Source organism: Agromyces protaetiae (assembly GCF_030866785.1).
In the GTDB taxonomy this organism is placed as follows: domain Bacteria; phylum Actinomycetota; class Actinomycetes; order Actinomycetales; family Microbacteriaceae; genus Agromyces; species Agromyces silvae.
Genome location: NZ_CP133018.1, coordinates 2575024 through 2598074, shown reverse-complemented (window position 1 = coordinate 2598074; position 23051 = coordinate 2575024). Strand labels below are relative to the sequence as shown.

21 protein-coding genes and 4 tRNA genes are annotated in these 23051 nt (G+C 70.1%); 12 read left to right on the top strand and 13 right to left on the bottom strand.

Annotated elements, in window-relative coordinates; all coding sequences use genetic code 11:
• Positions 1-23: 23 nt before the first annotated feature.
• On the bottom strand, positions 24-470 hold the full coding sequence (locus QU602_RS11980; protein ID WP_308796686.1) for a SufE family protein: 447 nt from the start codon (positions 468-470) through the stop codon (positions 24-26).
• 77 nt (positions 471-547) lie between these two features.
• Complete coding sequence (locus QU602_RS11975; RefSeq protein ID WP_308796685.1) at positions 548-1447, bottom strand: sulfurtransferase; 900 nt, start codon at positions 1445-1447, stop codon at positions 548-550.
• A 158-nt stretch (positions 1448-1605) separates the two neighbouring features.
• Here QU602_RS11975 and zapE point away from each other — a divergent pair, with 158 nt between their 5' ends.
• From zapE to QU602_RS11950, 5 genes are all read left to right on the top strand, one after another.
• On the top strand, positions 1606-2679 hold the full coding sequence (gene zapE / locus QU602_RS11970; protein WP_308796684.1) for a cell division protein ZapE: 1074 nt from the start codon (positions 1606-1608) through the stop codon (positions 2677-2679).
• A 283-nt stretch (positions 2680-2962) separates the two neighbouring features.
• Entirely contained in the window at positions 2963-4183 is a 1221-nt protein-coding gene (locus QU602_RS11965) for an ammonium transporter (RefSeq protein WP_308796683.1), read from the top strand.
• A 144-nt stretch (positions 4184-4327) separates the two neighbouring features.
• Positions 4328-4831: a type II toxin-antitoxin system PemK/MazF family toxin gene (locus QU602_RS11960; RefSeq protein WP_308796682.1), complete on the top strand. Its 504-nt coding sequence runs from the start codon at positions 4328-4330 to the stop codon at positions 4829-4831.
• A gap of 118 nt (positions 4832-4949) precedes the next feature.
• The gene (locus tag QU602_RS11955) at positions 4950-6980 is read left to right on the top strand and encodes a hypothetical protein (protein ID WP_308796681.1); all 2031 of its coding nucleotides are present in this window, start codon (positions 4950-4952) and stop codon (positions 6978-6980) included.
• Positions 6967-7917, top strand: coding sequence for a hypothetical protein (locus QU602_RS11950; protein WP_308796680.1), 951 nt, complete (start codon positions 6967-6969; stop codon positions 7915-7917). The genes QU602_RS11955 and QU602_RS11950 overlap by 14 nt, the downstream gene beginning before the upstream one ends.
• 32 nt (positions 7918-7949) lie before the next feature.
• Here QU602_RS11950 and QU602_RS11945 read toward each other — a convergent pair whose 3' ends face one another.
• The 5 genes from QU602_RS11945 to QU602_RS11925 form a co-directional block, all read right to left on the bottom strand.
• Positions 7950-8795, bottom strand: coding sequence for a PIG-L deacetylase family protein (locus QU602_RS11945; protein ID WP_308796679.1), 846 nt, complete (start codon positions 8793-8795; stop codon positions 7950-7952).
• A 158-nt stretch (positions 8796-8953) separates the two neighbouring features.
• Positions 8954-9766, bottom strand: a complete 813-nt coding sequence (gene ehuA, locus QU602_RS11940) for an ectoine/hydroxyectoine ABC transporter ATP-binding protein EhuA (RefSeq protein WP_308796678.1) — start codon at positions 9764-9766, stop codon at positions 8954-8956.
• A complete protein-coding gene (ehuD, locus tag QU602_RS11935) occupies positions 9750-10403 on the bottom strand; it encodes an ectoine/hydroxyectoine ABC transporter permease subunit EhuD (protein WP_308796677.1) in 654 nt (217 codons plus the stop codon). Before ehuD ends, ehuA begins: the two co-directional genes overlap by 17 nt.
• Positions 10400-11110, bottom strand: coding sequence for an ectoine/hydroxyectoine ABC transporter permease subunit EhuC (ehuC, locus tag QU602_RS11930; RefSeq protein WP_308796676.1), 711 nt, complete (start codon positions 11108-11110; stop codon positions 10400-10402). The genes ehuD and ehuC overlap by 4 nt, the downstream gene beginning before the upstream one ends.
• Before the next feature lie 2 nt (positions 11111-11112).
• Positions 11113-12009 (bottom strand): transporter substrate-binding domain-containing protein, encoded by an 897-nt coding sequence (locus QU602_RS11925; RefSeq protein ID WP_308796675.1) that lies wholly within the window; start codon positions 12007-12009, stop codon positions 11113-11115.
• A gap of 289 nt (positions 12010-12298) precedes the next feature.
• Here QU602_RS11925 and QU602_RS11920 point away from each other — a divergent pair, with 289 nt between their 5' ends.
• Positions 12299-13012, top strand: a complete 714-nt coding sequence (locus QU602_RS11920; RefSeq protein WP_308796674.1) for a GntR family transcriptional regulator — start codon at positions 12299-12301, stop codon at positions 13010-13012.
• Positions 13013-13052: 40 nt separating this feature from the next.
• On the opposite strand, the gene QU602_RS11915 is transcribed toward QU602_RS11920, so the two are convergent.
• Positions 13053-13125 (bottom strand) — tRNA-Val (locus tag QU602_RS11915).
• 281 nt (positions 13126-13406) lie between these two features.
• Here QU602_RS11915 and QU602_RS11910 point away from each other — a divergent pair.
• From QU602_RS11910 to QU602_RS11895, 4 genes are all read left to right on the top strand, one after another.
• A tRNA-Gly gene (locus QU602_RS11910) sits at positions 13407-13478 on the top strand.
• Positions 13479-13532: 54 nt separating this feature from the next.
• Positions 13533-13606 (top strand) — tRNA-Cys (locus tag QU602_RS11905).
• 21 nt (positions 13607-13627) lie between these two features.
• Positions 13628-13702 (top strand) — tRNA-Val (locus QU602_RS11900).
• 117 nt (positions 13703-13819) lie between these two features.
• Positions 13820-14998 carry a hypothetical protein gene (locus QU602_RS11895; protein ID WP_308796673.1) on the top strand — a complete coding sequence of 393 codons (1179 nt, stop codon included), beginning with the start codon at positions 13820-13822 and terminating at the stop codon, positions 14996-14998.
• A gap of 22 nt (positions 14999-15020) precedes the next feature.
• Here QU602_RS11895 and QU602_RS11890 read toward each other — a convergent pair whose 3' ends face one another.
• Genes QU602_RS11890 through QU602_RS11875 form a run of 4 tightly spaced genes read right to left on the bottom strand, consistent with a single transcriptional unit; the run spans position 15021 to position 19377 of the window.
• Positions 15021-16388, bottom strand: coding sequence for an LLM class flavin-dependent oxidoreductase (locus QU602_RS11890; protein ID WP_308796672.1), 1368 nt, complete (start codon positions 16386-16388; stop codon positions 15021-15023).
• Positions 16389-16399: 11 nt separating this feature from the next.
• The gene (locus QU602_RS11885) at positions 16400-17656 is read right to left on the bottom strand and encodes an acyl-CoA dehydrogenase family protein (protein ID WP_308796671.1); all 1257 of its coding nucleotides are present in this window, start codon (positions 17654-17656) and stop codon (positions 16400-16402) included.
• 15 nt (positions 17657-17671) lie between these two features.
• Positions 17672-18313 (bottom strand): methionine ABC transporter permease, encoded by a 642-nt coding sequence (locus QU602_RS11880; RefSeq protein ID WP_308800162.1) that lies wholly within the window; start codon positions 18311-18313, stop codon positions 17672-17674.
• A 17-nt stretch (positions 18314-18330) separates the two neighbouring features.
• A complete protein-coding gene (locus tag QU602_RS11875; RefSeq protein WP_308796670.1) occupies positions 18331-19377 on the bottom strand; it encodes a methionine ABC transporter ATP-binding protein in 1047 nt (348 codons plus the stop codon).
• A gap of 287 nt (positions 19378-19664) precedes the next feature.
• Between QU602_RS11875 and QU602_RS11870 the strand changes: the two genes are divergently transcribed.
• The gene (locus QU602_RS11870) at positions 19665-20579 is read left to right on the top strand and encodes a MetQ/NlpA family ABC transporter substrate-binding protein (protein WP_308796669.1); all 915 of its coding nucleotides are present in this window, start codon (positions 19665-19667) and stop codon (positions 20577-20579) included.
• 78 nt (positions 20580-20657) lie between these two features.
• A complete protein-coding gene (locus QU602_RS11865; protein ID WP_373692931.1) occupies positions 20658-21560 on the top strand; it encodes an aldo/keto reductase in 903 nt (300 codons plus the stop codon).
• 13 nt (positions 21561-21573) lie between these two features.
• Here QU602_RS11865 and yczR read toward each other — a convergent pair whose 3' ends face one another.
• Positions 21574-22992: a MocR-like transcription factor YczR gene (gene yczR, locus QU602_RS11860; RefSeq protein WP_308796666.1), complete on the bottom strand. Its 1419-nt coding sequence runs from the start codon at positions 22990-22992 to the stop codon at positions 21574-21576.
• Positions 22993-23051: the final 59 nt, after the last annotated feature.

The following is a 23051-nucleotide window of genomic DNA, read 5'->3' as shown; positions in this document are numbered from 1 at the left end:
GCAGCGCCCGGGCAGCGGATGCCTCAGACGGCCTGCCGGTCGCGGACCTGACGCGTGATGCGCGCGAGCATCCCGGTCATTCCGCGGACACGCAGCGGCGAGACCGCCTCGCCGAGCCCGAGCGACTGCGGATAGTCGGCGGGAAGTGCGAGCACCTCGTCGACGGTCAGCCCGTCGAGGCCCTGCACGAGGATCGACGCGAACCCGCGGGTCGTCGGCGACTCGGCCGGCGCCGTCGCGTGCAGGTGCACCACGCCGCCGTCGACCTCGACGAAGATGTACACCGGCGACTGGCACTCCTCGACCCGTTCGAGCAGATCGGGGTGGTCGCGGAGGTGCTCGGGCAGCTCGGGCAGCTCGTTCGCGAAGTCGAGCAGGAGTTGCAGGCGGTCGCGCACACCGAGGGCGAGGAAGTCGTCACGGGTCTCGGCGAGACGGGCGGGCAGCGTGGCATCCATCGTCTCGATCATCGCACGTGCCTCTGGGAGCGGGCCGGACGAGCCGGCCTGCGCGCCCGCGCCGCGCCGCGCTGTACGCCGGCGCCGGCTCAGCGCGCGGGAAGCTCGCCGCGCTCGGGCCCGGTGGTGATCGGCACGCGCACCGCGCTGCCCCACTCGGTCCAGGAGCCGTCGTAGTTGCGGACGCCGTCGAACCCGAGCAGATGGGTGAGCACGAACCAGGTGTGGCTCGAGCGTTCGCCGATGCGGCAGTACGCGATGATGTCGTCGCCGTCGGCGAGGCCGGCTTCACCGCGGTAGATCGCGTCCAGCTCCTCGCGCGTCTTGAAGGTGCCGTCGGCGGCCGCGGCGCGGCCCCAGGGCACGGATGCCGCGGTCGGAATGTGACCCGCGCGAAGCGCGCCCTCCTCGGGATACGCGGGCGCGGTCGTGCGCTCGCCGGAGTACTCCTCGGGCGAGCGCACGTCGATCAGGGGATTTCCGAGATGCGCGAGCACGTCCTCCTTGAAGGCTCGGATGGTCGCGTCGTCGCGCTCGACGACCGGGTACTCGACCGGCGTCACCTCGGCCGGCTCGGTCGTGATCGGACGGCCCTCGGCGATCCAGAGGTCGCGGCCGCCGTCGAGCAGACGCACATCCTCGTGCCCGAACAGCGTGAACACCCACAGTGCGTAGGCGGCCCACCAGTTGTTCTTGTCGCCGTAGATCACGACGGTGGTGTCGCGGGCGATGCCCTTCGAGCCCAGGAGCGCCGCGAACTGTTCCGGGTCGACGTAGTCGCGCACGACGGGGTCGTTGAGGTCGAGGTGCCAGTCGATCTTCACCGCACCGGGGATGTGGCCCGTCTCGTAGAGCAGCACGTCCTCGTCGGACTCGACGACCACGAGCCCGGGGCGGCCCAGCCGTTCGGCGAGCCACTCGGTGCTCACCAGACGCTCGGGGTGCGCGTACGACGCGAACTTCTCGGCGGAGTCGAACTCGACGGACATGAGACCTCCAGGATGTCCCCGTGCGGACTGCGGCGCAGTGCGGACGGGGGAGCGGTGGGCGCGGACTAGGCTGTTGAGCTGTCCACCCTCGAATCTACGCGGCTCCGCCTGCCGAAGTCACGGGCCCGTCATCAGGTGCAATACGGGAGCCACGCCACATGTCCTCGGACCTCTCCTCCGGCCACGACCATTCGTCAGAGATGCTCCGGCTCGTCGAGCGCAACCCGGTCATCTCGGGTGCCGAGATCGCGAGCGATCTCGTGCCGCCGCCGCAGTTCGAGCACGCGAGCTTCGACTCGTATCGGCCCGACCCCGACTTCCCGTCGCAGCAGGCCGCACTCGACCGGCTCAAGGAGTTCGCGGGCGCGTGGCGTGCGGCGCAGCGGCCGGGCGGCTTCTTCTCGCGCAAGCGACCGGCTCGGATCGAGCTGCCGGGCGTCTACCTCGACGGCGGGTTCGGCGTCGGCAAGACGCACCTGCTCGCCGCGCTCTGGCACGTCGCGCACGGGCCCAAGTACTTCGGCACGTTCATCGAGTACACCGCGCTCGTCGGCGCGCTCGGCTACGCACCTGCCGTGAAACTGCTCACGGGCGCGAAGCTGATCTGCATCGACGAGTTCGAGCTCGACGACCCGGGCGACACGATGCTCATGACGCGGTTCCTCGGCGAGCTCATGGCGACCGGCACCCGGGTCGCCGCCACGAGCAACACGCCGCCGAACGCGCTCGGCGAGGGCCGCTTCGCGGCCGCCGACTTCCTCCGCGAGATCCAGGGCCTCGCCTCGAACTTCGAGACGCTGCGCATCGACGGGCTCGACTTCCGTCGGCGCGACGTCAGCGGCGGCGCCGAGACGCTCAGCGACGACGCGCAGGTCGACCGCACCGCGGGCGCGCTCGCCGAACGCGGACACCGGGTCTCGGTCGACGACTTCGACGCCCTCATGGCCCATCTCGCGACCGTGCACCCGTCGAAGTACATCAAGCTCATCGACGGCGTCGAGATCATCGGCCTGCGCGGCGTGCACGAGTTGCACGACCAGAGCGCCGCGCTGCGGCTCGTCGCGTTCATCGACCGGGTGTACGACGCCGAGGTGCCGATCGTGTCGAGTGGCGTGCCGCTCGACCGTGTCTTCGACGACGACATGATGGCGGGCGGGTACCGCAAGAAGTACCTCCGAGCGATGAGCCGCATGACGGCCCTCACCACGGGCGAGCTGCCGCCGCACGACTGACGGCGGACCCACGAGGCATCCGCGCCAGGCGGGGCATCCGTCCCACCCGAGGCTTCGGCGCCAGGCGGGGCATCCGCAACCGTCCTTCGCCGACTCCCGGCCGATCTGTGGCCTCGCGAAACATGCCTGTTACCTGAGCGCGTTCTTCGTAACCGACCCGAAACGAGTCATGTCCTCTGGTCGAAACGTGCCAGCACCAGTCTGAGGGACGTACCCGAGACCTTTCGCAGCTCCTCGATTCCTCGCGGTACATCCCTGCAACTTTGACTGGTGAGGAATTCCAATGGATACGGGAAGCATTGCATGGGCGATCACCGCAACCGCCCTCGTGCTCTTCATGACCCCGGGCGTCGCGTTCTTCTACGGCGGCCTCGTCAAGGCGAAGAGCGTCGTGAGCATGATGATGATGAGCTTCGGCGCGCTCGGTCTCGTCGCCGTGCTCTGGGTGCTCTACGGCTACAACATGAGCGCAGTCGGCGGGGTCTGGGACTTCGCTGGCAACCCGTTCTCCGACTTCGGGCTCGGACAGCTCGCGACGGGTGAGTCGGCCAACACCGACCTGATCGGCGTCGCCTTCGGGTCGACCTTCGCGATCATCACCGTCGCGCTGATCTCCGGTGCGATCGCCGACCGCGCGAAGTTCGGCTCCTGGATGATCTTCGCGGGCATCTGGGCCACCGTCGTGTACTTCCCGGTCGCGGCCTGGGTCTGGGGCGGCGGCTGGATCCTCAACCTCGGCGAGACCCTGGGGCTGCCCGAGGTCATCGACTACGCCGGCGGCACCGCGGTGCACATCAACGCCGGTGCTGCGGCGCTCGCCCTGGCCCTGGTGCTCGGCAAGCGCGTCGGCTTCCAGAAGGGCATCGACAAGCCGCACAACGTGCCGCTGACGCTGCTCGGCGCGGCCGTGCTGTGGTTCGGCTGGTTCGGGTTCAACGCGGGCGCCGAGTTCTCCAACGAGCTCGCCGGCGTCGGCCTCATCGCGATCAACACCATCGGCGCGACCGCCGCGGCCATCATCGGCTGGCTGATCGTGGAGAAGATCAAGGACGGCAAGCCGACCGCGGTCGGCGCCGCCTCGGGCGCCGTGGCCGGTCTGGTCGCGATCACCCCGGCGTGTGCCAACCTCGAGCCCGGCTGGGCGCTCCTCCTCGGCATCGTCACGGGTGCGATCTGCGCCCTCGCGATCGAGCTGAAGTTCAAGATGGGCTTCGACGACTCGCTCGACGTGGTCGGCATCCACCTCGTCGGTGGCCTCATCGGCACGCTCTACCTCGGCTTCTTCGCCATCGACACCGGTCTCTTCACGGGCGGTGACCTCGGCCAGCTCGCGGTGCAGACGATCGCCGCGGTGGGCGTGATGGTCTACTCGTTCGTCGTCGCCTGGATCCTCGGCTTCGCCATCGAGAAGACGATCGGCTTCCGGGTCAAGAACGAGGACGAGCTCGCGGGCATCGACACCTCGGTGCACGGCAGCGAGGCCTACAAGTTCGAGACGGTCTGAGTCACGCGTGTGACTCGCTGAATCACCGCGAGGGCGGTGGGGTAGTGTGCGGGTGTGTCAGGCACCGGTCGCTTCCTCACCGCCCTTCGGCGTGTCCTGGGTGCGGGTCGCGCGCGCGGCGCGCGTGGGCGGGCGACCGGCTCTATGCGGGCGACTGGCTCGGTGCGGGCGGATGCCTCGGTGGGGTCGGATGCCTCGGTGGGGTCGCGCACGGCGGGTGCGCCGTCGCCCGGTGCCTCCGGGGCGTCCGCGACCATCGAGCTCGATCCGCGGCGCGTGGGCCGGGTGCGGTTCGCGTACGCGCCCGAGCACGACGGCGAGCCCGACCCGGGCGAGGTCGTCTGGACGTGGGTGCCGTACGAGGAGCGCGACGGCCGGGGCAAGGACCGGCCCGTCGCGATCGTGGCCGCGGGCGCACCCGGGGAGTACCTCGCGGTGCAGCTCACGAGCAAGCCGCACGACGACCCCGACCGGTACGTGGCACTGGGCGCCGGCGGGTGGGACGCGGAGGGCCGCCCCAGCTGGGCGCGCATCGACCGCGTGTACCGGGTGCGCACGGCTGGCATGCGACGCGAGGGCGCCACGCTCGACCGTGCGCCGTACGACCGGCTCACCGCGGCGCTGGCGGCCCGGCACGGCTGGCGCTGATCCGGGCCGGGCGGATCCGCGCCGGTGGTGATCCGTGCCGGTCCTGATCCGGGTCGGCGCCGATTCGGGACATCCGCCCCTAGCTGCCTGGGCCGTCGCGGGCGCTTGACTGATCCGCGTGAATCGAGCATCAGCCCACCGGCCACGACGACGCGCCGCCCGCGCGCGGTGGACCGCGACCGTCGCGACGGCGATCTGTGCGGCGCTGGTCACCACGGCGTGCACGCCCGGTGGCGATGAACCGGGCGGTGGGGCCGACCCGGTCGATGCCACGGCGATCGAGGCGATCGCGACCGATCTGCCCAATGACCCCGTGACGGCGGCCGAACAGCTCGTCGCCGAGATCCTGGCGGACGACGACGCGCGTTCGGCTGCCGCGACCGCCGAGCTGTTGCGACGATCCGGGCACGCCATCGTGTCCGTCGACGGGTCGGTGGTCGCGGCTCCCGACCACCTCGCGATGATCGATGCGCCCGTCTACGCGGAGCTCGTGCCCATGCTCGCCGAGGCGACGCGATCCGGCGACTGGTACTCCATCGAGCAGTTCGCGACGCTGTTGACCGCCGTCGGGCTGACCGACCAGGACGCGGCACCCGTTCAGGTCGCCGCCGCCATCGGCGGCTGGGCGAAGGAACCGGGCGACCACGCGATCTTCGCGAGCGCGGCGGCGGGCGTGCGTGCGCTCGCGGGTCAGCGTCAGCAGGTGCTGTACGCCGGCGCCGATCCGGCCGAGGTCTTCTTCGACCCGCTGCAGACGACGCTGCTGCTCGGGCACGCGACGAGCCGCTTCGGCGAGGTCGCCGCCGGCGCCGGGGGACCGGTGCCCGAAGCGAGCGGGCCGGGGTTCATCGACGCCATCCTCGGGGTCGGTGTCGCGCACGCGGCACCGGCCGGGGCCTGCGGCGAGTTCGCGTCGATCTTCGCGAGCCCCGACGACCCGGCCGTGAAAGCGCACAGCGACTTCCTCAAGGGCGAGCTCAAAGACCGGCTGGCGAAGGAGTTTCTCACCGAGGGCGGCAAGGAGGCCTTCGACAAGGCGAACGAGGCGTGGGGGAAGGCAGGCGCCGCAGCCAGCGCGATCATGCTGCTGCTCGCCACCCGGCTCGATCTCTCCGCGGACAAGACGTCCACGCATTTCAAACACAGGGCGGGCACGCGCGATGAGCACATCACGCTCACGGCGACCGCGCGGTTCGATCCGAAGGTCGCGCTCGAGACGATCGAGTGCTACTCGCTCGCCGGCATGGAGGTGCCGAAGCCCGGGCCGATGAAGGACATGACGGTGCGCTGGAGCAGCCAGCAGCCCCAGGTCGGCGGACTCCAGCACGGTGGGGCGCAGCTCCTGAAGGCGATCTCGGCCGACAGCGTGAAGATGGACGGGGGTTCGAAGACGGGCGCCGACGGCACGGCGACGCTCGAGGTGAAGCCGCCCGTCGAGGACCCGTCGGGCGAGGGCGAGCAGCTGAAAGGGAAGGCGACCTTCATCGCGTCGCTCGACAAAGAGAAATTCCCCTTCGAGCTCGGCGATGCGTACGGGTTCCTGGCGAATGCGGTGGGTTTCGCGGTCGGCAAGACGTTCGACCTGCTCAAGGACGTGCTCGTGAAGGCGGGGCTCCCGTCGCAGAGCATCGTGCTCGAGGTCGCGTACCACGGTGTGGACATCATCGTCGCCCAGGGCGAGAACGAGGTGAACCTCATCCTCGCGAAGCTGCCGAGGGTCTACGTCGACCTCGTGAGTTGCGCCGGCGTGGCCGGCCCGTTCAAGGGCAGTGCGGGCTACGACGGCGCGACCAGCAGCGGCATGCTGCAGGCTGCCGGTGGGATCACCGGGGTTCCGGTGCCGAGCGACTTCGCCGGCCAGGACAACCCGATCAGCGTCTTGACGAACGACCGCGAAGGACCGAACCCGTTCTTCATCATGACGGGCGAGGGCGGAGCACAGTTCCTGGACGGCCGGCTCACGTTCTTCCCGTTCCTGAATGCGCGCGCCGAGATCCTCGCGGACGGCCGGGTCGGTCGCCCGGTCGGTGAGGTCGAGATTCTGCTCGGGGGGAGCAGCTTCCCGTTCAGCGATCTCAGCTGGCCTATCGTCCGGGTCAAGGAGGATCCACGATGCCCGAAGGTGAGCTACTTCTATGACGCGCTCTAGGTTCTCAACCGCGCTGGTGCTGGCCGCTGCGCTGGTCAGCGCGGTGGGGCTCACGGCCTGCACCGACACCGACACCGCCGACACAGGCGCCGGCGCCGGCAGCGCCGCCTCCGATCGCCCGTCAGCCGGTGCCGGTGCACCGTCGCCGACGGTGCCCGAGGCCGACGGCGGAGTGATGAGTGCGTTCCGCGGCCTGTACGTCACGGCCGATGTGGCGCTGGTCGCGGCGGGGGAATCGTCGCTCATGCTCGCCAGCAGCCGTTCATGCGACGACCTCTCGGCCATGCTCGCCGCCGGGGAGTGGCGCACCGTCGACCGGCTGTCCTTCGGCGCCCTCGGCGCCGAGGCGCTGGCGATGCTGTCCGGCTTCGGCGGCGTGGCCGGCGAGCTGCTGCAGCGCGGCGACGCATTGGCCTTCGCTGCGATGGACGGCGGTTCCGCGTGCACCGCGACCGTGGCGCCCGTCTCGCGCGGCGACCTCACCCTGGAGGGCGGCGGCCTGCCCGGAGCCGCACCGGGTTGGGTCGCGACCACGCAGTGCATGCGGTCGACGTCGACGGGCGATCTCATCGTGAGCGTGTACTTCGATACGGACGCGAACCTCGGCGGTCAGGGTCAGGTCTCGCTGCTCCGATCGGGTGACGGCTACGCCGTGAGCGCAGACGACAGCTCCTCGGTGAACCTTCACCTGCTCCAGCACGGCGACCGGTTCCTGCAGGCGATGACCGACGCGTACGCGACCGCGAGCGAACCGCCGCTCATGCCGCTCGAACCCGGCGACGCGTTCAGCGGGGAGGCGACCGTGCATGCGGGCTCCGCGGACGCGTCGCCCGCGGGCGAGATCGTACTGCGCGGACTCGTCGACGTGAACACGTACGAGTCCGAGATCACGATCGGGCTGCCGTTCGCGTGCCCGGGCGTGGTCGAGACGGCCTGAGATCCGCCCGGTGACTCGCGGTCGTCGCTGCGTCAGAGCGGGTCGGCCTGGAGATCGCGGACGTGGTAGAACTCCTGATCCCACAGTGCGTAGATCAGCCAGGTCGGCAGGATGTACGACTCCTGCATGTAGTTCTCCTGCGATCGGTGGATCGCCCATCCCTCGTGCTTCTTCTGCACCTCGGCGGGCATCGCGTAGTCGGGATCCGGTTGATTCTCGACGACGAACGCGCCCTGCTCGCCGCCGAAGGCGGCGAGCGCCGAGGTCGGGCTGATCGTGTAGACGATCCATCGCGGGCCGGCGTAGGTGTCGTCCGCCGCCGCGACCTGCGCGATGGCCTGCTCGGTGGCCGAGCCCATCTCCATGTGGTCCTTGTGCCCGGTCGCGCCCGATTCCGGCCAGAACGCGACGACGACGTCGGGCTTGACCAGGCGCATCTCGTCGGCGACGCGATCGACGAGCTCCTGCTCGTCAGCCTCCGGTACTCCGCCGTCGGGGTAGTCCCACACGACGTGCCGGTCGACCCCGAGATTGAAGCTGTTCATGAGCGCTTCCGCCTCGCGGATCGTCCCGAGGTCCACCTGGCGCCCGACGGTGGGCGACTGCTCGCCCGCTTCGCCCCGAGTCGCGGTGATCATGGCCGTGTAGGCGCCGTCGCGCTCCGACGCCCGCCAGAACAATCCGTTGACGGTCTGCTCGTCGTCGGGGTGGGCGAACACGCCCAGCACCCGCTCACCGCCGAGTTCTCCGATCACGGAGTCGACGCCGCGCGCCGTGGGCTCGTGGAAGAGCGAGCGCCCTGCCCAGTAGGCGCCGCCGACGACGAGGGCGAGCACGCCGACGCCGGCGCCGAGGATGATGAGGCCGCGCTTACGCATGGGTCTCCGGTTCGTCGGGACGGTCACGGGTCGAAACGCCGGCCGGATGCCCCGAGGGCCGTGCCCGACGCTGGCGCACTGCACCAAATGCTAGCGGTCACTCCGATTCTGTCGACGTGCTCGCACGTCGGGACGCGTGCCGGGATCCCCGCCGGCGGTCAGAGTACGGCGGAGAGGAACTCCCTGGTTCGATGCTCGCGCGGTTCGGTGAAGATCTGCTCGGGGCTGCCCTCCTCCACGATCGACCCGTGATCGAACATGAGGACGCGGTTGGACACGTCGCGCGCGAACTGCATCTCGTGCGTGACGATGAGCATCGTGATGTCCGTCGTCTGCGCGATGTCACGGAGGATGTTGAGCACGTCACCGACGATCTCGGGGTCGAGCGCGCTCGTGACCTCGTCGAGCAGCAGGATCTCCGGATCCATGGCGAGCGCCCGTGCGATCGCGACCCGCTGCTGCTGCCCACCCGACAGCTCGAGCGGGTGCGCATCCGCCTTGTCGGCGAGGCCCACCCGGTCGAGCAGATCCCGCGCCTTCTCCATCGCGGCCTTCTTCGGGATGCCGAGCACGTGTACGGGGGCCTCGATGAGGTTCTCCATGACGGTCATGTTCGGGAAGAGGTTGAACTGCTGGAAGACCATCCCGATGCGCTGGCGCATCCGGTTCTTGTGCTTCTCCTTGAGCTCGACCCGCCGCCCGTCGACCTCGCGATGCGTGAGCGGCTCGCCATCGATGAAGATGTAGCCGCCATCGGCCTCCTCGAGGGTCATCACGAGGCGGAGGATGGTGGTCTTCCCCGATCCGCTCGGCCCGATCAGGGTGACCCGATCACCCTTGGCGACCGTGAACTCGAGGTCGTCGAGCACCGTGTGGCCGCCGAACCGCTTCTGTACGCCGGCGAATCGGATCGCTGGGGCCCCAGGCTTCGTGGCTTCGGGGCGTTCCTTCGGGTCAGGAGGTGTAGGCAAGGCGTTTCTCCAATCGGCCGACGAGCAACGACGTCGGGTAGCTGGCGAGCAGGAAGATGATGCCGGCGAGCGTGAACACCTCGACGTACCGGAACGTGTTGCCGCCGATGATGAGGGCGGCGCGGACGAGTTCGACGACGGTGATCGCGATGAGGAACGGGGTGTCCTTCAGCATCGAGATCACGTAGTTGCCGAGCGCCGGTGCGGTGGCTCGGACCGCCTGCGGGATGATGACCGCCGTCCAGGCCCGGCGGCGTGACATGGACAGCGCCGTGGTCGCCTCCCACTGGCCCGCGGGAATCGAATCGATGCCCGCGCGGTACGCCTCGGCCATGTAGGTGGCGTAGTGGACGCCGAAGATTACGATGCCGAGCACCACCGGGTCCACCGAGAGGAACAGGTAGTAGACGAACAGCAGCTGGACGACGATCGGCGTCATCCGGACGAAGTTCATCGCGAAGCCGAGGATCGCCGAGAGCGGCCTCGGCAGGGAGCGCCGGGCGATCGCCAGCAGCAGTCCGAGGACGGCGGCGATGGCGCTGCCGAGCACGGTGACGAGGAGCGTGACCCGGACGAACGCCTCCAACAGCTGTGGAAGCGCCTCCCACGCGGTGCTCCAGCTCCAGAGGTCGTTCATACGGTCTTCTCCGGGGTCTTCGGGCGGAGCACGGCCCGCAGCGAGTCACCGACGCCGAGCCGGTGCTTGGCGCGGATCTCCAGCGCGTTCATGACGAGCGTCAGCGCGTACGCGATGACGAAGTAGATCACGAGCCCCACGGTGTAGGCGAAGAACGTGTCTGTGCTCTGCCGGAGCTTGCCGAGCTCGAACGTCAGGTCGGCCATTGTGATGAAGCTCACGATCGCCGTGCCCTTCAGCAGCAGGACGAGCAGGTTGTTCAGCGAGGGCAGCATGAGCGCCCATGCCTGCGGGAAGATGACGCGGGTCATCCGCTGGACCGGGCCCATGCTCAGCGCGGTCGTGGCCTCCCACTGCCCGGCCGGCACGGCGTTGATCGATCCGCGCACGACCTCGGCGCCGTAGGCGCCGTAGTTCAGCCCGAGCCCGAGGATGCCGACGAGCATCGGCGGCAGTTCGACGCCGAGCTGGGGGAGGACGAAGAACAGGAAGAACAGCTGGACGACGAGGGATGTCCCGCGGAAGAACTCGATCACCACGCGCGCGATGCCACGCACGAACGTGCGGTCTGCCCGGGCCATGAGCCCGAGCGCGACCGCCAGCACGAACGCCAGGAGGGCGCCCCCGACGGTGAGCTGGAGGGTGATGAGCACCCCCTGCCACACCTGCGGGAGCGCCGCGCCCAGCGCTTCGAGGTTGTCGGCCAACGTCAGCTCAGGTCACCGGCGCAGAGCTGCTCGGTGGTGAGATCCGACGGCGGCAGGTTCTCTTCGGTGAACCCGTACTCGCCCACAAGCGACAGGTAGGTCTCGGCGTCGCCCGTGATGCCCGCGAGCGCCTCGTTGTAGGCCTCGAGCAGCTCGGTGTCGTCCTGACGGAAGACCGTGGCGCCCGCGCCGATCTGTTCGACGCCGTCGAGCTCCTGAACGAAGGCGTCGGTCGTCTCGACGCCGGCGTCGGGGGAGTTGTCGGCCATCCAGTTGAGCGAGATCGCCGTCATCGCGAACGCGTCAGCGCGCCCGTTCGACACGAGGTCCATGCCGCTCTGGGCGTTGTCGACCGACACCGTGTTCCCGATGCCGAGGTCTTCGGCGTAGCCGGCCTCGATGCCGCCCGAGAGGACGGCGAGGGTGACGTCGCCGCCCGAGTCCGCGACGGAGTCGAGGTCGGTGAGCCCCTGCGGGTTGCCCTCGGGCACCATGAGCGTCGTCGTGTACATGATCTCGGGATCGCTGAACGCCGCTTCGGCGCAACGGTCCGGCATGATGGACATGCCCGCGCTGATCGCGTCGAACCTGCCGGCGTTCAGACCGGGGATGAGCGAGTTCCAGTCGACCTCGACGACCTCGACCTGGTCGATGCCCATCTCGGCGAAGATCTGCTCGTGCATGGCGATCGTCGCGCCCTTCGCCTCGTCGCCCTCCTTCCACGAGTAGGGGCGTTCGTCGGCGATCGCGACGGTGATCGAGCCGTCGGCGCGGAGCTGCTCGAGCGTGCTGCCGCCCGCCTCGGTGGCATCGTCATTCGCGCAGCCGGCGAGTGCGCCGAGCGTCAGGGCGCCGATCGCGACGGCCGAGAGGCCGGTACGGGTGGTCTTCGTCGTCATCGTCATTCCTCGAGTTCCGTATACAGAGATGGGCGCTCGTGAGCGCCCGCGTTTCGACACGGTTGCCCACTGTAGAGAGACTGTCAACGTAAGTACAGTCGGATCCGCAGATTGTTGACAACTGTACAAAATCGTTATGCTCGGGCAGACTCGAGACAGGCGGCGACGACCGGGTGCCGTGCGCTGGGCGTCGACGATGCAAAGGGCCGCCACGAGCGGGAGATCAGAGAGGGGGCACGGGATGGCTGCACATCCGACGCGTCCGGCTTCGGCGGCTTCGGTGCTCCGCGTGGCGAGGCCATCCACCGTCGACCTCATCGCTGCTGAGCTGCGTACGGCGATCTTCACCGGCGCGCTCCCGGTCGGAAGCCCGATCGGCGAGGTGGAGATGTCGAGCCAGCTGGGAGTCAGCCGCGGTCCGCTCCGCGAGGCGGCGCAACGTCTCGTGGAAGAGGGCTTGCTGACGGCGTCGCCCGGTCGCGGGCTGCGGGTCACCACCATCGGTCCCGATCAGATCGCCGACGTCTACGACGCACGGATGGCGATCGAGTCCCAGGCGGCGCGCATGATCGCCGCCGCCCCAGCGGCGTTCGACCTCGAGGCGCTCGATCGGGCGCTCGCCGCGCTCGAGACCGTGAGCGAAGGTGACGACGCCCGGGCCATCGGCGATGCCGACCTCGCGTTCCACCGGCTGCTCGTCGACACCGTCGGCAGCCCCCGCCTGTCGAAGGCCATGGCGACGCTCGCGATCGAGACGCGCATCGCGAGTCTGTCCGAGAAGAACGGCTACTCCGTGCGCCGGACGGTCTCGCCGACGTATCGCGAACTCATGACCGCCCTGCGCGACGGCGATGCGGCCATGGCGGAAGATGCGCTCCGCCGCCAGTTCGCGGCCGCTGTCGATCGCCTCACCGGGCGTGACGACGACGTCGAGACGATTGAGACTCCGGTCGAGGGGGAGCCGCAGGCGTTCAGCCCGATCGCGGTCGTGGACGAAACCTGACCTGGATGCCCCGCGCGTGCGTGGCGAACGACGTAGTCAGTGGGCGATGCCGGGCTCGAACCGACGACCTCTTCCGTGTGAAGGAAGCGCGCTACCAGCTGCGCCAATCGCCCATGAGGGCAGGTGCCCACAGGATGGTGCGGCCGGCGAGCGGCCGCGTCTTCGATAGTAGCCGACGCGAGGGGGCGATTGCACATCGAGGGCGGGGAACTCCCTCCCGAGGTCGTCGCCGCGTCTCCGTGGCCTCATGGGCGGACCGTAGGCTGGCGGACACGCCCGGGATAGGACCTCGAATCGGGGCGCGACCGGGTCGGAATCCTGGTGTGACGCCCTCGGTTTGTGATTCGTTCACATCATCGGTTAGAGTCTCTCTGCACGCAGAAATGCGGGCAACGCGGATGTGGCGCAGTGGTAGCGCATCACCTTGCCAAGGTGAGGGTCGCGAGTTCGAATCTCGTCATCCGCTCTGATCAGCCCGGGTTCACTCCCAGGCTGTTCTTCTGGTGGTGAACCCATACACGGTGGATTGGCCGAGAGGCGAGGCAGCGGCCTGCAAAGCCGTATACACGGGTTCGAATCCCGTATCCACCTCCAAGACGAGGTTCTCCTCGACTTGGGCGATTGGCGCAGCGGTAGCGCGCTTCCCTGACACGGAAGAGGTCACTGGTTCGATCCCAGTATCGCCCACCAACTGAAAACCCCCGGCTCGCCGGGGGTTTTCGCCTTCCCGGCGACCACGTCGAGCACGACTAGGTAGTTCTACGCCGTGGCGCGAGCTCGAGGCATCCCGCGCCCTAAGGTGACGGCATGGACACCAGGAACCTCCGAGACGACCGACGCGAGACCGCCGGCGCGACCCCGCGCCAGAAAGGCGCGGGCTCGGTCGCCGGTGACCGGCTGCGGCGCCGCTTCGCGAGCCGTCGGTTCCTGATCCTGCTCGGCGTCTACGCCGTCGTCCTGCTCGTGCTCACGGTGGTGTCGGCGGTCGTGGCCTGGGCACTCTCCGCGCTCTCGGGCGGCGGCGACACCGGCCCGCTCATCTACTCGTCAGTGGTCTTCTGGGTGCTGCTGCTCGCGATCGTTGCGGGACCGGCTGTGCAGGGGCGTGCGCTCAATGTGTCGGCACTGGTCGGGCGCTCGGCCGAACACTCGTCGTCCGACGAGGCGACCGCGTCGAGTCCAGCGGCTCGCGTCTTCGGGGCGCTGCTCGCCGAGTGGGTGACCAGCCTCGTGTTCGTCGGCATCGCCGTCCCGGTGCTGCTCGTCGCTGCCGTGGCCGGCGGCGTCGCCGCGCACGTCGTCATCGGCTCGCTCGGCATCCTCATCGCGGAGGTCCTGGTGCTCGGCGCGATCGCCGTGGGCGTGAGCGGACTGGTGGCCCGCCCCGGCAGGTCCGTGGCCGTGGCCTACGCCGTGGTCGCGGGCCTGACGATCGGCACCATCCTGGTGTTCGCGTTCGTCGGCAATCTCGCGCGGCACGAGGTCGTGACTGAGAACCGCGGGGTCAGCTGGTCGTCGACCGAGCTCGTCGCCGACTGCGACGAGGCGTTCGCCGAGGGCGCCAGCGACTGTGTCGAGGACGCCGACGGCGAGGGCGTGACCACGTGCGAGGCGTGGCAGCGGACGACTTCCGAGCGAGCCAGGCTCGACCTCGCCTGGTGGGTGCTCGCCGCGAACCCCTTCGTGCTCGTCGCCGACGCGACTCCGCTGACCTGGCAGGGCAGCATGCAGAGCCCCGCTGACCTGTTCGGCATGGTGACCTCCGGTGTCCGTCAGGCACAGGTCGCGGGCGAGACGACCGAGATCCTCGACGCCTGCACGATCGACGGCCAGCACGAGGCGACGACCGTGCCCGCCCTCGTCGACCGCACCGCGGCGAGCTGGTACCTCGGACTGCTCGCCCAGGCTGTCCTCGCCGCAGGCCTCCTCATCGGCGCGACGTCGAGGGAGCAACGCCGCACGGCGATGCCGGAACGCACGTCCTAGTCTCGGGCGGAGGAGGCGGCCGTCAGCGTTCGGCGAACGCGCCGCGGAACCGCGCACCGGGATGCGACGCGGCGAGCCGCGGGCCGGAGCCCGCGACACGCTCCCGCAGGACGGTCTCCTCGTACGACGTGCGATAGCGCCCACGCGCCTGGAGTTCGGGGACGACGTGCGCGATGAAGTCATCGACGGAACCCGGAGTGATCGCCTGCCGGAGATTGAAGCCGTCGAGTCCGGTCTGCGCGGCCCATTCCTCGATGCGGTCCGCCACCTCAGCGCCCGAACCCACCGCGAAGAACGCTCCCTGGCCGACCGACCGCAGACTGTCGATCGCCTGTCCGACCGTCGTGCCCGGTGGGAATCGGTTGTAGCCTGCGGCTCCGGAGGCCCCGCGTTCGTGCAGCCGCTCGACGAGTTCATCGGGCTCGTACGCGAGCAGGTCGGGACCGCCGCCTGCGGTCTTCGCGAGATAGCCCTCGATGCTCGCGAAGGCGTCGAGCGCTGCGAGCTTCTCACGCGCCGCGGGCGTGCTCTCGGCGGTCACGACGCCCAACTCGGCGAAGACCTTCACCGCCTGCGGGTCGCGCCCGGCCTGCTCGGCGGCCTCGCGGATCGCACGCACGCCGCGGGCGACGATCTCGGCGGTCGACCCGCCCACGAAGACGGCTTCGGCGTGCCGCCCGGCGAAGGCGAGACCGGTCGGCGATGCGCCCGCCTGGTAGAGCACCGGGGTGCGCTGGGGTGACGGATCCACGAGATGCGGGCCGGCGACCCGGAAGTGCTCGCCCGAGTGGTCGATCGCGTGCACCTTCGCGGGGTCGCTGAAGACGCCGCCGGCGGTGTCGTGCCGGACCGCGTCGTCGTCCCACGAGCCCTCCCACAGCTTGTAGAGCACCTCGAGGTACTCCTCGGCGATTTGGTACCGCTCGCCGTGCGGGATCTCCTCGCGGTGCCCGAAGTTGCGGGCGGCGTTCGGGAGGTACGAGGTGACCACGTTCCATCCCACCCGGCCGTCCGTGAGATGGTCGAGCGTGCTCGCGCGTCGCGCGAACGCGAACGGCGGTTCGTAGCTCGTGCTCGCCGTGACCACGAACCCGAGGTGGTCCGTGACCGCCGCCATCGCCGGGACCAGCAGCAGCGGGTCGTAGTTGGGCACCTGGACTCCCTCGCGCACGGCCGTGTCCCGGGTGCCGCGGTACCCCTCGTAGACGCCGAGCACGTCGGCGAGGAACAGCGCGTCGAAGAGTCCGGTCTCCGCTCGTCGGGCCTGCGCGGTCCAGAACGCGAGCGTGTGCACCTGGAGCCGCTCGGTGTCCGGATGCCGCCAGAGCCCCTGGGCGAGGTGCCCGGTCGTCGTCATGTCGAACAGATTGAACGCCAGCCGTCTCGTCATGCCCGTACCCCTCACCGGTAGTGCGAGGGTTCGGGCGAGCGGCCGTTCAGGACCGCGTCGCCGACCTCGCGGATCTTGTACTCCACCGGGTCGTGGAGCGTATGCGTGCGCGCCTCCCGCCAGAACCGGTCGAGACCCACCGCACGCTGAGTCGAGCGGGCGCCCGTCGCCTCGAACACGCGCGCGGTGGTCGCGAGTGCGACCTGCGTACTCGCGACCTTCGCCGCCGCGATCCGCACCGCGATGCGCGAACGCTCGTCGTAGGTGAGCGCCGCGCCGCGCGCGCGACCGTACGCGAGCTCGGCGGTCGCCTGATCCGCGAGCGCGGATGCTGCGCTCAGCTGCACCGCCGACTCCCCGACGTGCCGCAGCACATAGGGGTCGTCGGCGGGCGAGTCGGCGACGGCGTGCACCCACGGCCGGCTCTGCGCCCGCACATAGCCGGATGCCTCGCCGAGGGCGCCCTCCGCGAGACCGAGGTAGAGGTGCACGAACAGCAGCTGGAACGCCGGCACGATGAGCGAAGCCTGCGGATCCCGGGCGAACGACTCCCCGGCCTCTCCGCTGAAGCGCGGGAACGAGCCGAACACGTCCTCCTCCTGGACGTGATACCCGTCGAGCTCGATGCCGCCGCTCGCGGTGAGTCGCTGGCCGATGTTGTCCCAATCGCCCGCGAAGCGGATGCCGGGACGGGACGGGTCGATGGCGAAGCGCAGCACACGGCCTTGGTCGCCGAGGCTGCCGGCGCTCACCAGCCGGTCGGCGACCGACGCGCCCGTCGCGAAGCCCTTGCGCCCGCTGACGAGATAGCCGCCGTCGACGTGCGGCTCGAGGGTGAACTCCGCGTCCTGTGCGCTTCCCGTCGCTGCCCAGTACCAGCCCTCGCGCGCCGTGTCGGTCAGCAGCCGGGCGCGGCGCGTCTCGATCTGCGGGTCGCCGCCACCGGCGGCGTCCGCGATGCTGTGCACGCGCTGGTAGTGGTAGCCGAGGAGCGCCGCGACCGAGCCGTCGACGCGGGCGATGAGGCGCACGGCCTCCACCACCTCCTCGAGCTCGATGCCGCCTCCTCCGAACGCCGCGGGCACGGGTGCGCTCAGCAGCCCGAATCGGCGCAACAGGTCGATCTCGTCGTGCGGATCGGCGCCCGCGATCTCGCGCTGCACCGCGTCCGGTCGCAAGTGGTCGGCCACGGCCGTCACCGCGTCGGCGAAGCGGGAACGCACGGACGCTCCCGGATCGGCGAAGCGGAGCAATGAGGGGATGGTCACAGCGGGTCCTTCCGGTCAGCGGCGCATGATGATGCGGGTGAGCTTGTTGCCGAGCAGCTGCGCCAGCTGGACGAGCAGCACGAGGATGACGATGGTGATGAGCATCACCTCGATCTCGAAACGCTGATAGCCGTACACCATGGCGAGCGAGCCGAGGCCGCCACCACCGACGACGCCCGCCATGGCGGAGAAGTCGATGAGCGCGACGAGGATGTAGGTGAGCCCGAGGATCAGCGGTCCGAGCGCCTCGGGCACCACCACGCGGACGAGGATCGTGAACGGCGACGCCCCCATCGCCGCGGCGGCTTCGACCACCCCGACCGGCACGGCGACGAGGTTGTTCTCGACGATCCGGGCGACGCTGAGCGCGGCCGCGATCGTCATGGCGAAGATCGCGGCATTGGGACCGATCGACGTGCCGATCACCGCGCGCGTCACCGGCGTGAGGGCCACGATGAAGATGATGAACGGGATGGGACGGACCACGTTGATGACGAGGTTGAGCCCGAGATGCACGGCACGGCTCTGCAGCACGTTGCCGGGTCGCGTCGCGTAGAGCAGCAACCCGAGCAGCAGGCCCGCGATCGACGCGAAGAACAGGGTCGCCGTCACGAGGTACAGCGTCTCGGCCGTCGCCTGCAGGATCTTCGGCCACATGGTGGTCCAGTCGGTGCTCACGAGGCGTGCTCCGGGATCGTGCGGAGCCCGAATTCGGCGATGAGGCCCTGGACCGCGGCCGGCGGGCCGACGAGCTCGACCAGGAGCCGGCCGAACGTCCGGTCGCGGACTTCTTCGAGGCTTCCGTAGTGGACGAGGAAGTCCACGCCGGTCTCCCGCAGGCGTGCGGAGAAGGTCGGGTCCGGTTCGCCGAGCGGCAGCTCCGCGAGCACGCCACGCGCGCGTCGGCGAGCGCGTTCGAGCAGAGCGGGGGATGGCCCGTCGCGCACCGCCGAGCCGACGAACCGCCGGGCCGTGTCCGTCTGCGGGGCGGAGAACAGCTCGAACGTCGTGCCCTCCTCGACGATCCGCCCGTCCTGCATGACGGCGACCCGGTTGCAGACCTTCCGCACGACGTCCATCTCGTGAGTGATCAGGAGCACGGTGAGTCCGTAGTCGCGGTTCGCCCGCTCGAGGAGCTCGAGCACCTCGTCCGTGGTCTGCGGGTCGAGCGCCGAGGTCGCCTCGTCGGAGATGAGGATGTCCGGCCTGGCGGCGAGCGCCCGTGCGATGCCGACGCGCTGCTTCTGCCCGCCCGAGAGCTGGTCCGGGAACGCGCGGGCCTTGTCGGCGAGTCCCACGTAGTCGAGGACCTCGGCGACCCGCTCGCGGATCTCGTCGCGTGGCGTACGGGCGAGCGTCAGCGGGAACGCCACATTGCGGAACACGGTGCGCGACGCCATGAGGTTGAACTGCTGGTGGATCATCCCGATGCGCCGCCTGAGCCGGCGGAGTTCCCGACCGCGCAGCGACGCCAGCTCGACGCCCTCGACGACGACTCGTCCGGAACTCGGGCGTTCGAGGCCGTTGACCAGGCGCAGGAGCGTGCTCTTGCCTGCTCCGCTGAAGCCGACGATGCCGTAGATGTCACCCTGCTCGACGCTCAGGCTGACGTCGTCGACCGCGAGGAGCGGGCCGCGGTCGCGACGACCGCGGAAGTCCTTGCTCACCTGGTCGAAGCGGATCACCGGCTCGCCGGTGCGCGCCGGGTCGGCGTTGGACATGACTCTCCTCGATCGGGAACGTTGGCGCGTGACGCCGTGCGCGGAAGCCACCCGGGTCGGGCGAAGCCGTCGAGCCCACGTGTGCCCGCCTCAGCAGGATAGGAATCACCCGTCGCCGACCCGCCGGCGCTCGTCACCCGCCGACACACGGCGACATCGGAGGTCACCGTCGGTCACGAGAGGTCAACCGGACGCGGCCCGTCTGGAATCTCACGGAGCATGGTCTCCGTGCGAAGGACCTGCCTCCGCGCCGACCCTGCAACCGACACACGGAGGACCACCGACTCATGCCCCGGACACGCAAGATCACGACCCCCCTGCTCGCCGTCGCCGCGGTCGCTGCGATCGCGCTCGCCGGATGCGCCGCGCAGCCGGCCGGAGCCGACGGCGCCGACACGGGCGACGCCGAGGCGCGCGAGACGGTCACGATCGCGATCGTCGAGGGCGGGGTGCCCATCTGGGATCGCGTGGAGGAGCTCGCGGCCGAAGAGGGCATCGACCTCGAGTACACGACGTTCACCGACTGGGTGCTGCCGAACACGTCGGTGCAGAACGACGAGATCGATCTGAACGTCTTCCAGCACGCCGCGTTCCTCAGCCAGTTCAACGTCGCCAACGACGGAGACATCGTGCCGCTCGGGTCGGTTCGGCTCTCGCTCGACGGCCTCTTCTCGTCGCGGTACGACAGCCTTGACGCGTTGCCGGACGGCGCGAGCGTGTCGATCCCGCAGGATGCGGCGAACCTCGGCCGCGCGCTCCGCCTCATCGAGAGCGAGGGCCTGATCGAGCTCGGCGACGACGCCGGACTGTTCCCCACTCCGGATGACATCGCGCGCAACCCCAAGAACCTCCAGTTCACCCTGGTGGCCGGCGAGCAGCTGCCCTTCACCTACCCGGACGTCGACCTCGTCGCCGGCGGCACCTTCGGTCTGTCGAACGCGGACGTGCCGGTCGACGAGGCCCTGGCCACCACCGACCCCGACGCGGCGTTCAACCTGCCCTACGTGCTCGTCGTCGCCGCACGCGAGGGACGCGCCGACGACCCCACGCTCCAGCGGGTCGCGGAGCTGTTCCAGGATGCGAGCCTCGCGGCGTACATCGAGGAGAAGAGCCAGGGCACGAACATCCAGGCGATCGTGCCGCTGGAGGAGTTGCGCGAGGTGTTGGCGGAACTCGAGGACGCTGCACGGGCCGAGGGCTGAGCCGTGACCGGGGACGAGCGCGCCGCCGCGCAGCTCGGGCGGTCCGGGCTGCGGGTCTCACGACTCGTCCTCGGCACGATGAATCTCGGCCGGGTGCTCGATGAGCGGGACTCGTTCCGCATCCTCGACCTCGCCGTCGACCTGGGCGTCACCTTCATCGACACCGCGAACAGCTACGGCACCGCCGACCACAAGGGCCTCACCGAGGAGATCATCGGCCGCTGGTTCGACGCGCGACCCGGAGTCCGTGACCGGGTCGTCCTGGCCACCAAGGTCTTCGCCCCGGTGAGTCCTGGCCTGCCGGGCGACGGCGGGTACTCGGCGCTGGCGATCCGCCGGGAGGCGGATGCCTCGCTTCGCCGCCTCCGCACCGATCACATCGACCTCTATCAGTTCCATCACATCGACCGTGCGACGAGCTGGCCGGAGGTCTGGCAGGCGGTGGACGTGCTCGTCGACCGGGGCAAGATCGTCTACACGGGCTCGTCGAACTTCGCCGGCTGGAACATCGCGGAGGCGCAGACCGTCCGCGAGCGGCACGGCCGCCTCGGCCTCGTCTCGGAGCAGGCGTTCTACAACCTGGTCCGGCGCGAGGCGGAGCGCGAGGTGCTCCCGGCGGCGCAGCGCTTCGGACTCGGCGTCATCGCCTGGAGTCCGCTGCAGGACGGCCTGCTCGCGGGCGGTCCCGACGGGGTGCGCCGGCTTGCGGGCCGCGCCGCCGAGCGTCGGCCGGAGGTCGCCGCAGGGCTCGAGCGATTCGAGCGGTTCAGCGCGGAGGCCGGACATCCGCCCGCGGAGCTTGCGCTCGCATGGCTGCTGCACCGACCCGGGGTGCACGGGCCGGTGATCGGGCCGCGCACCCCGGAGCAGCTCGAGTCCGCGGTGCGTGCGCTGACGCTCAGGCTCGACGACGACCAGCTCGACGAGCTGGACCGGATCTTCCCGCCGGCCGGTGAGGCGCCCGAGTATTACGCCTGGTGAAGCGCCGAGTCCGTCACCGAGCAGCGAGCCGCACATCACCGAGCTCGGCCCAGGCGTCGGCGAGGATGGCGACGCCCGCGTCGAGGTCGGCCGTGGGGGAGGTGAAGGGCAGACGGAGGAAGCGCTCGAGCGAGCCGTCGATGCTGAACTTCGGCCCGGCCATGAGCGAGATCCCGCGCGCCCGGCACGCCGCGGCGAGTGCGGAGCTCGCGGGCCGGTCGAGCTGTACCCACATGGACAGCCCGCCATCGGGCCACGGCATCGTCCACTGCGGGAGGCGGCGGTGCAACGCCTCGCCGAGCACGGCGCGATGCTCGCGCAGCAGCCGGCGGCGCGCGGGCACCAGCTCATCGAGTCGTCGGACGACCCGCTCGCCGATGAGCTGCTCGATGGGCGGCGTCCCGAGGTCGCCCGCGGGGCGGGCTTGTACGAGCCGGCGGACGACGGCCGCGTCCGCTCGGATCCAGCCGATGCGCAGACCGCTCCAGATCGACTTCGACAACGACCCCAGGGTGATGACCCCCGGCCCGTCGGCGGTGTGGGGGAGCGCGTGACGCGCGAACGGCCCGTTATCCCACGGCCGGTCGATGTCGAGGTCGACCGTCGCCTCGTCGACGACGAGCGTCGTGCCGACGGCGCGTGCCGCGTGCGCCAGCCGAGCTCGGTCTTCCGGGTCCATGGAGGCCGCGGTCGGGTTGTGGAAGTCGGGGATCAGGTACGCCGCTCTCGGGCGGGTCTGGGCGATGAGCCCGAGCAGATGGGGCACATCCCACCCCTCCGCGGTGACGGGCGAGGCGACCAGCCGCGCGCCCGCCCGCTGGAGCGCCTCGTACGCGTGCGGATAGGTGGGCGATTCGACGAGGGCGACATCGGAACGGCGGATGAGCGTGTGCGCGGTGAGCGAGATCGCATGCTGTCCGCCGGTCGTCACGATGATCTGATCGGGCGAGGTCGGCAGGCCGCGATCGGTGTAGCGGTCGGCGATCGCTTCGCGGAGGGCGTCCTGGCCGAGCAGGTCGAAGCCCGGGAACGCGGTGATGTCCGGGAGCGCGGCAACGGTCTCGGCGATGAGCTCGCTGAGGCCGTCGACCGGCGGCGGCACCGAGCCGGCGAAGTCCACCGCGCGACCCGGTCGCTTGGACACCTCGGCGAGATGCGGCAGGCTCGCCCGGCTGCCCGAACCCCGGCGGCTGACGAGGTGTCCGCTCTCGCGGAGCGCCTGGTACGTCGCGACGATCGTCGTACGGCTGCGTCCGGCGCCCGCCGCGAGCTCGCGCTCCGACGGGAGCCGGGTGTCGACCGGGATGCGTCCGTCGGCGATGAGCACGCGGATGCGCCCGGCGAGTTCGCTGTACGCGACCGCCTCGACGCCGAGGTCGCCGGTCATGGACAGCAGCGCACGAGCGGACATTCGGGCTCCGGATGCGGCCATGAGTCCAGCATGGGCAACTGGACCGCGCTGGCCAACTCCTCGGTGTGATTGGCTCGGAA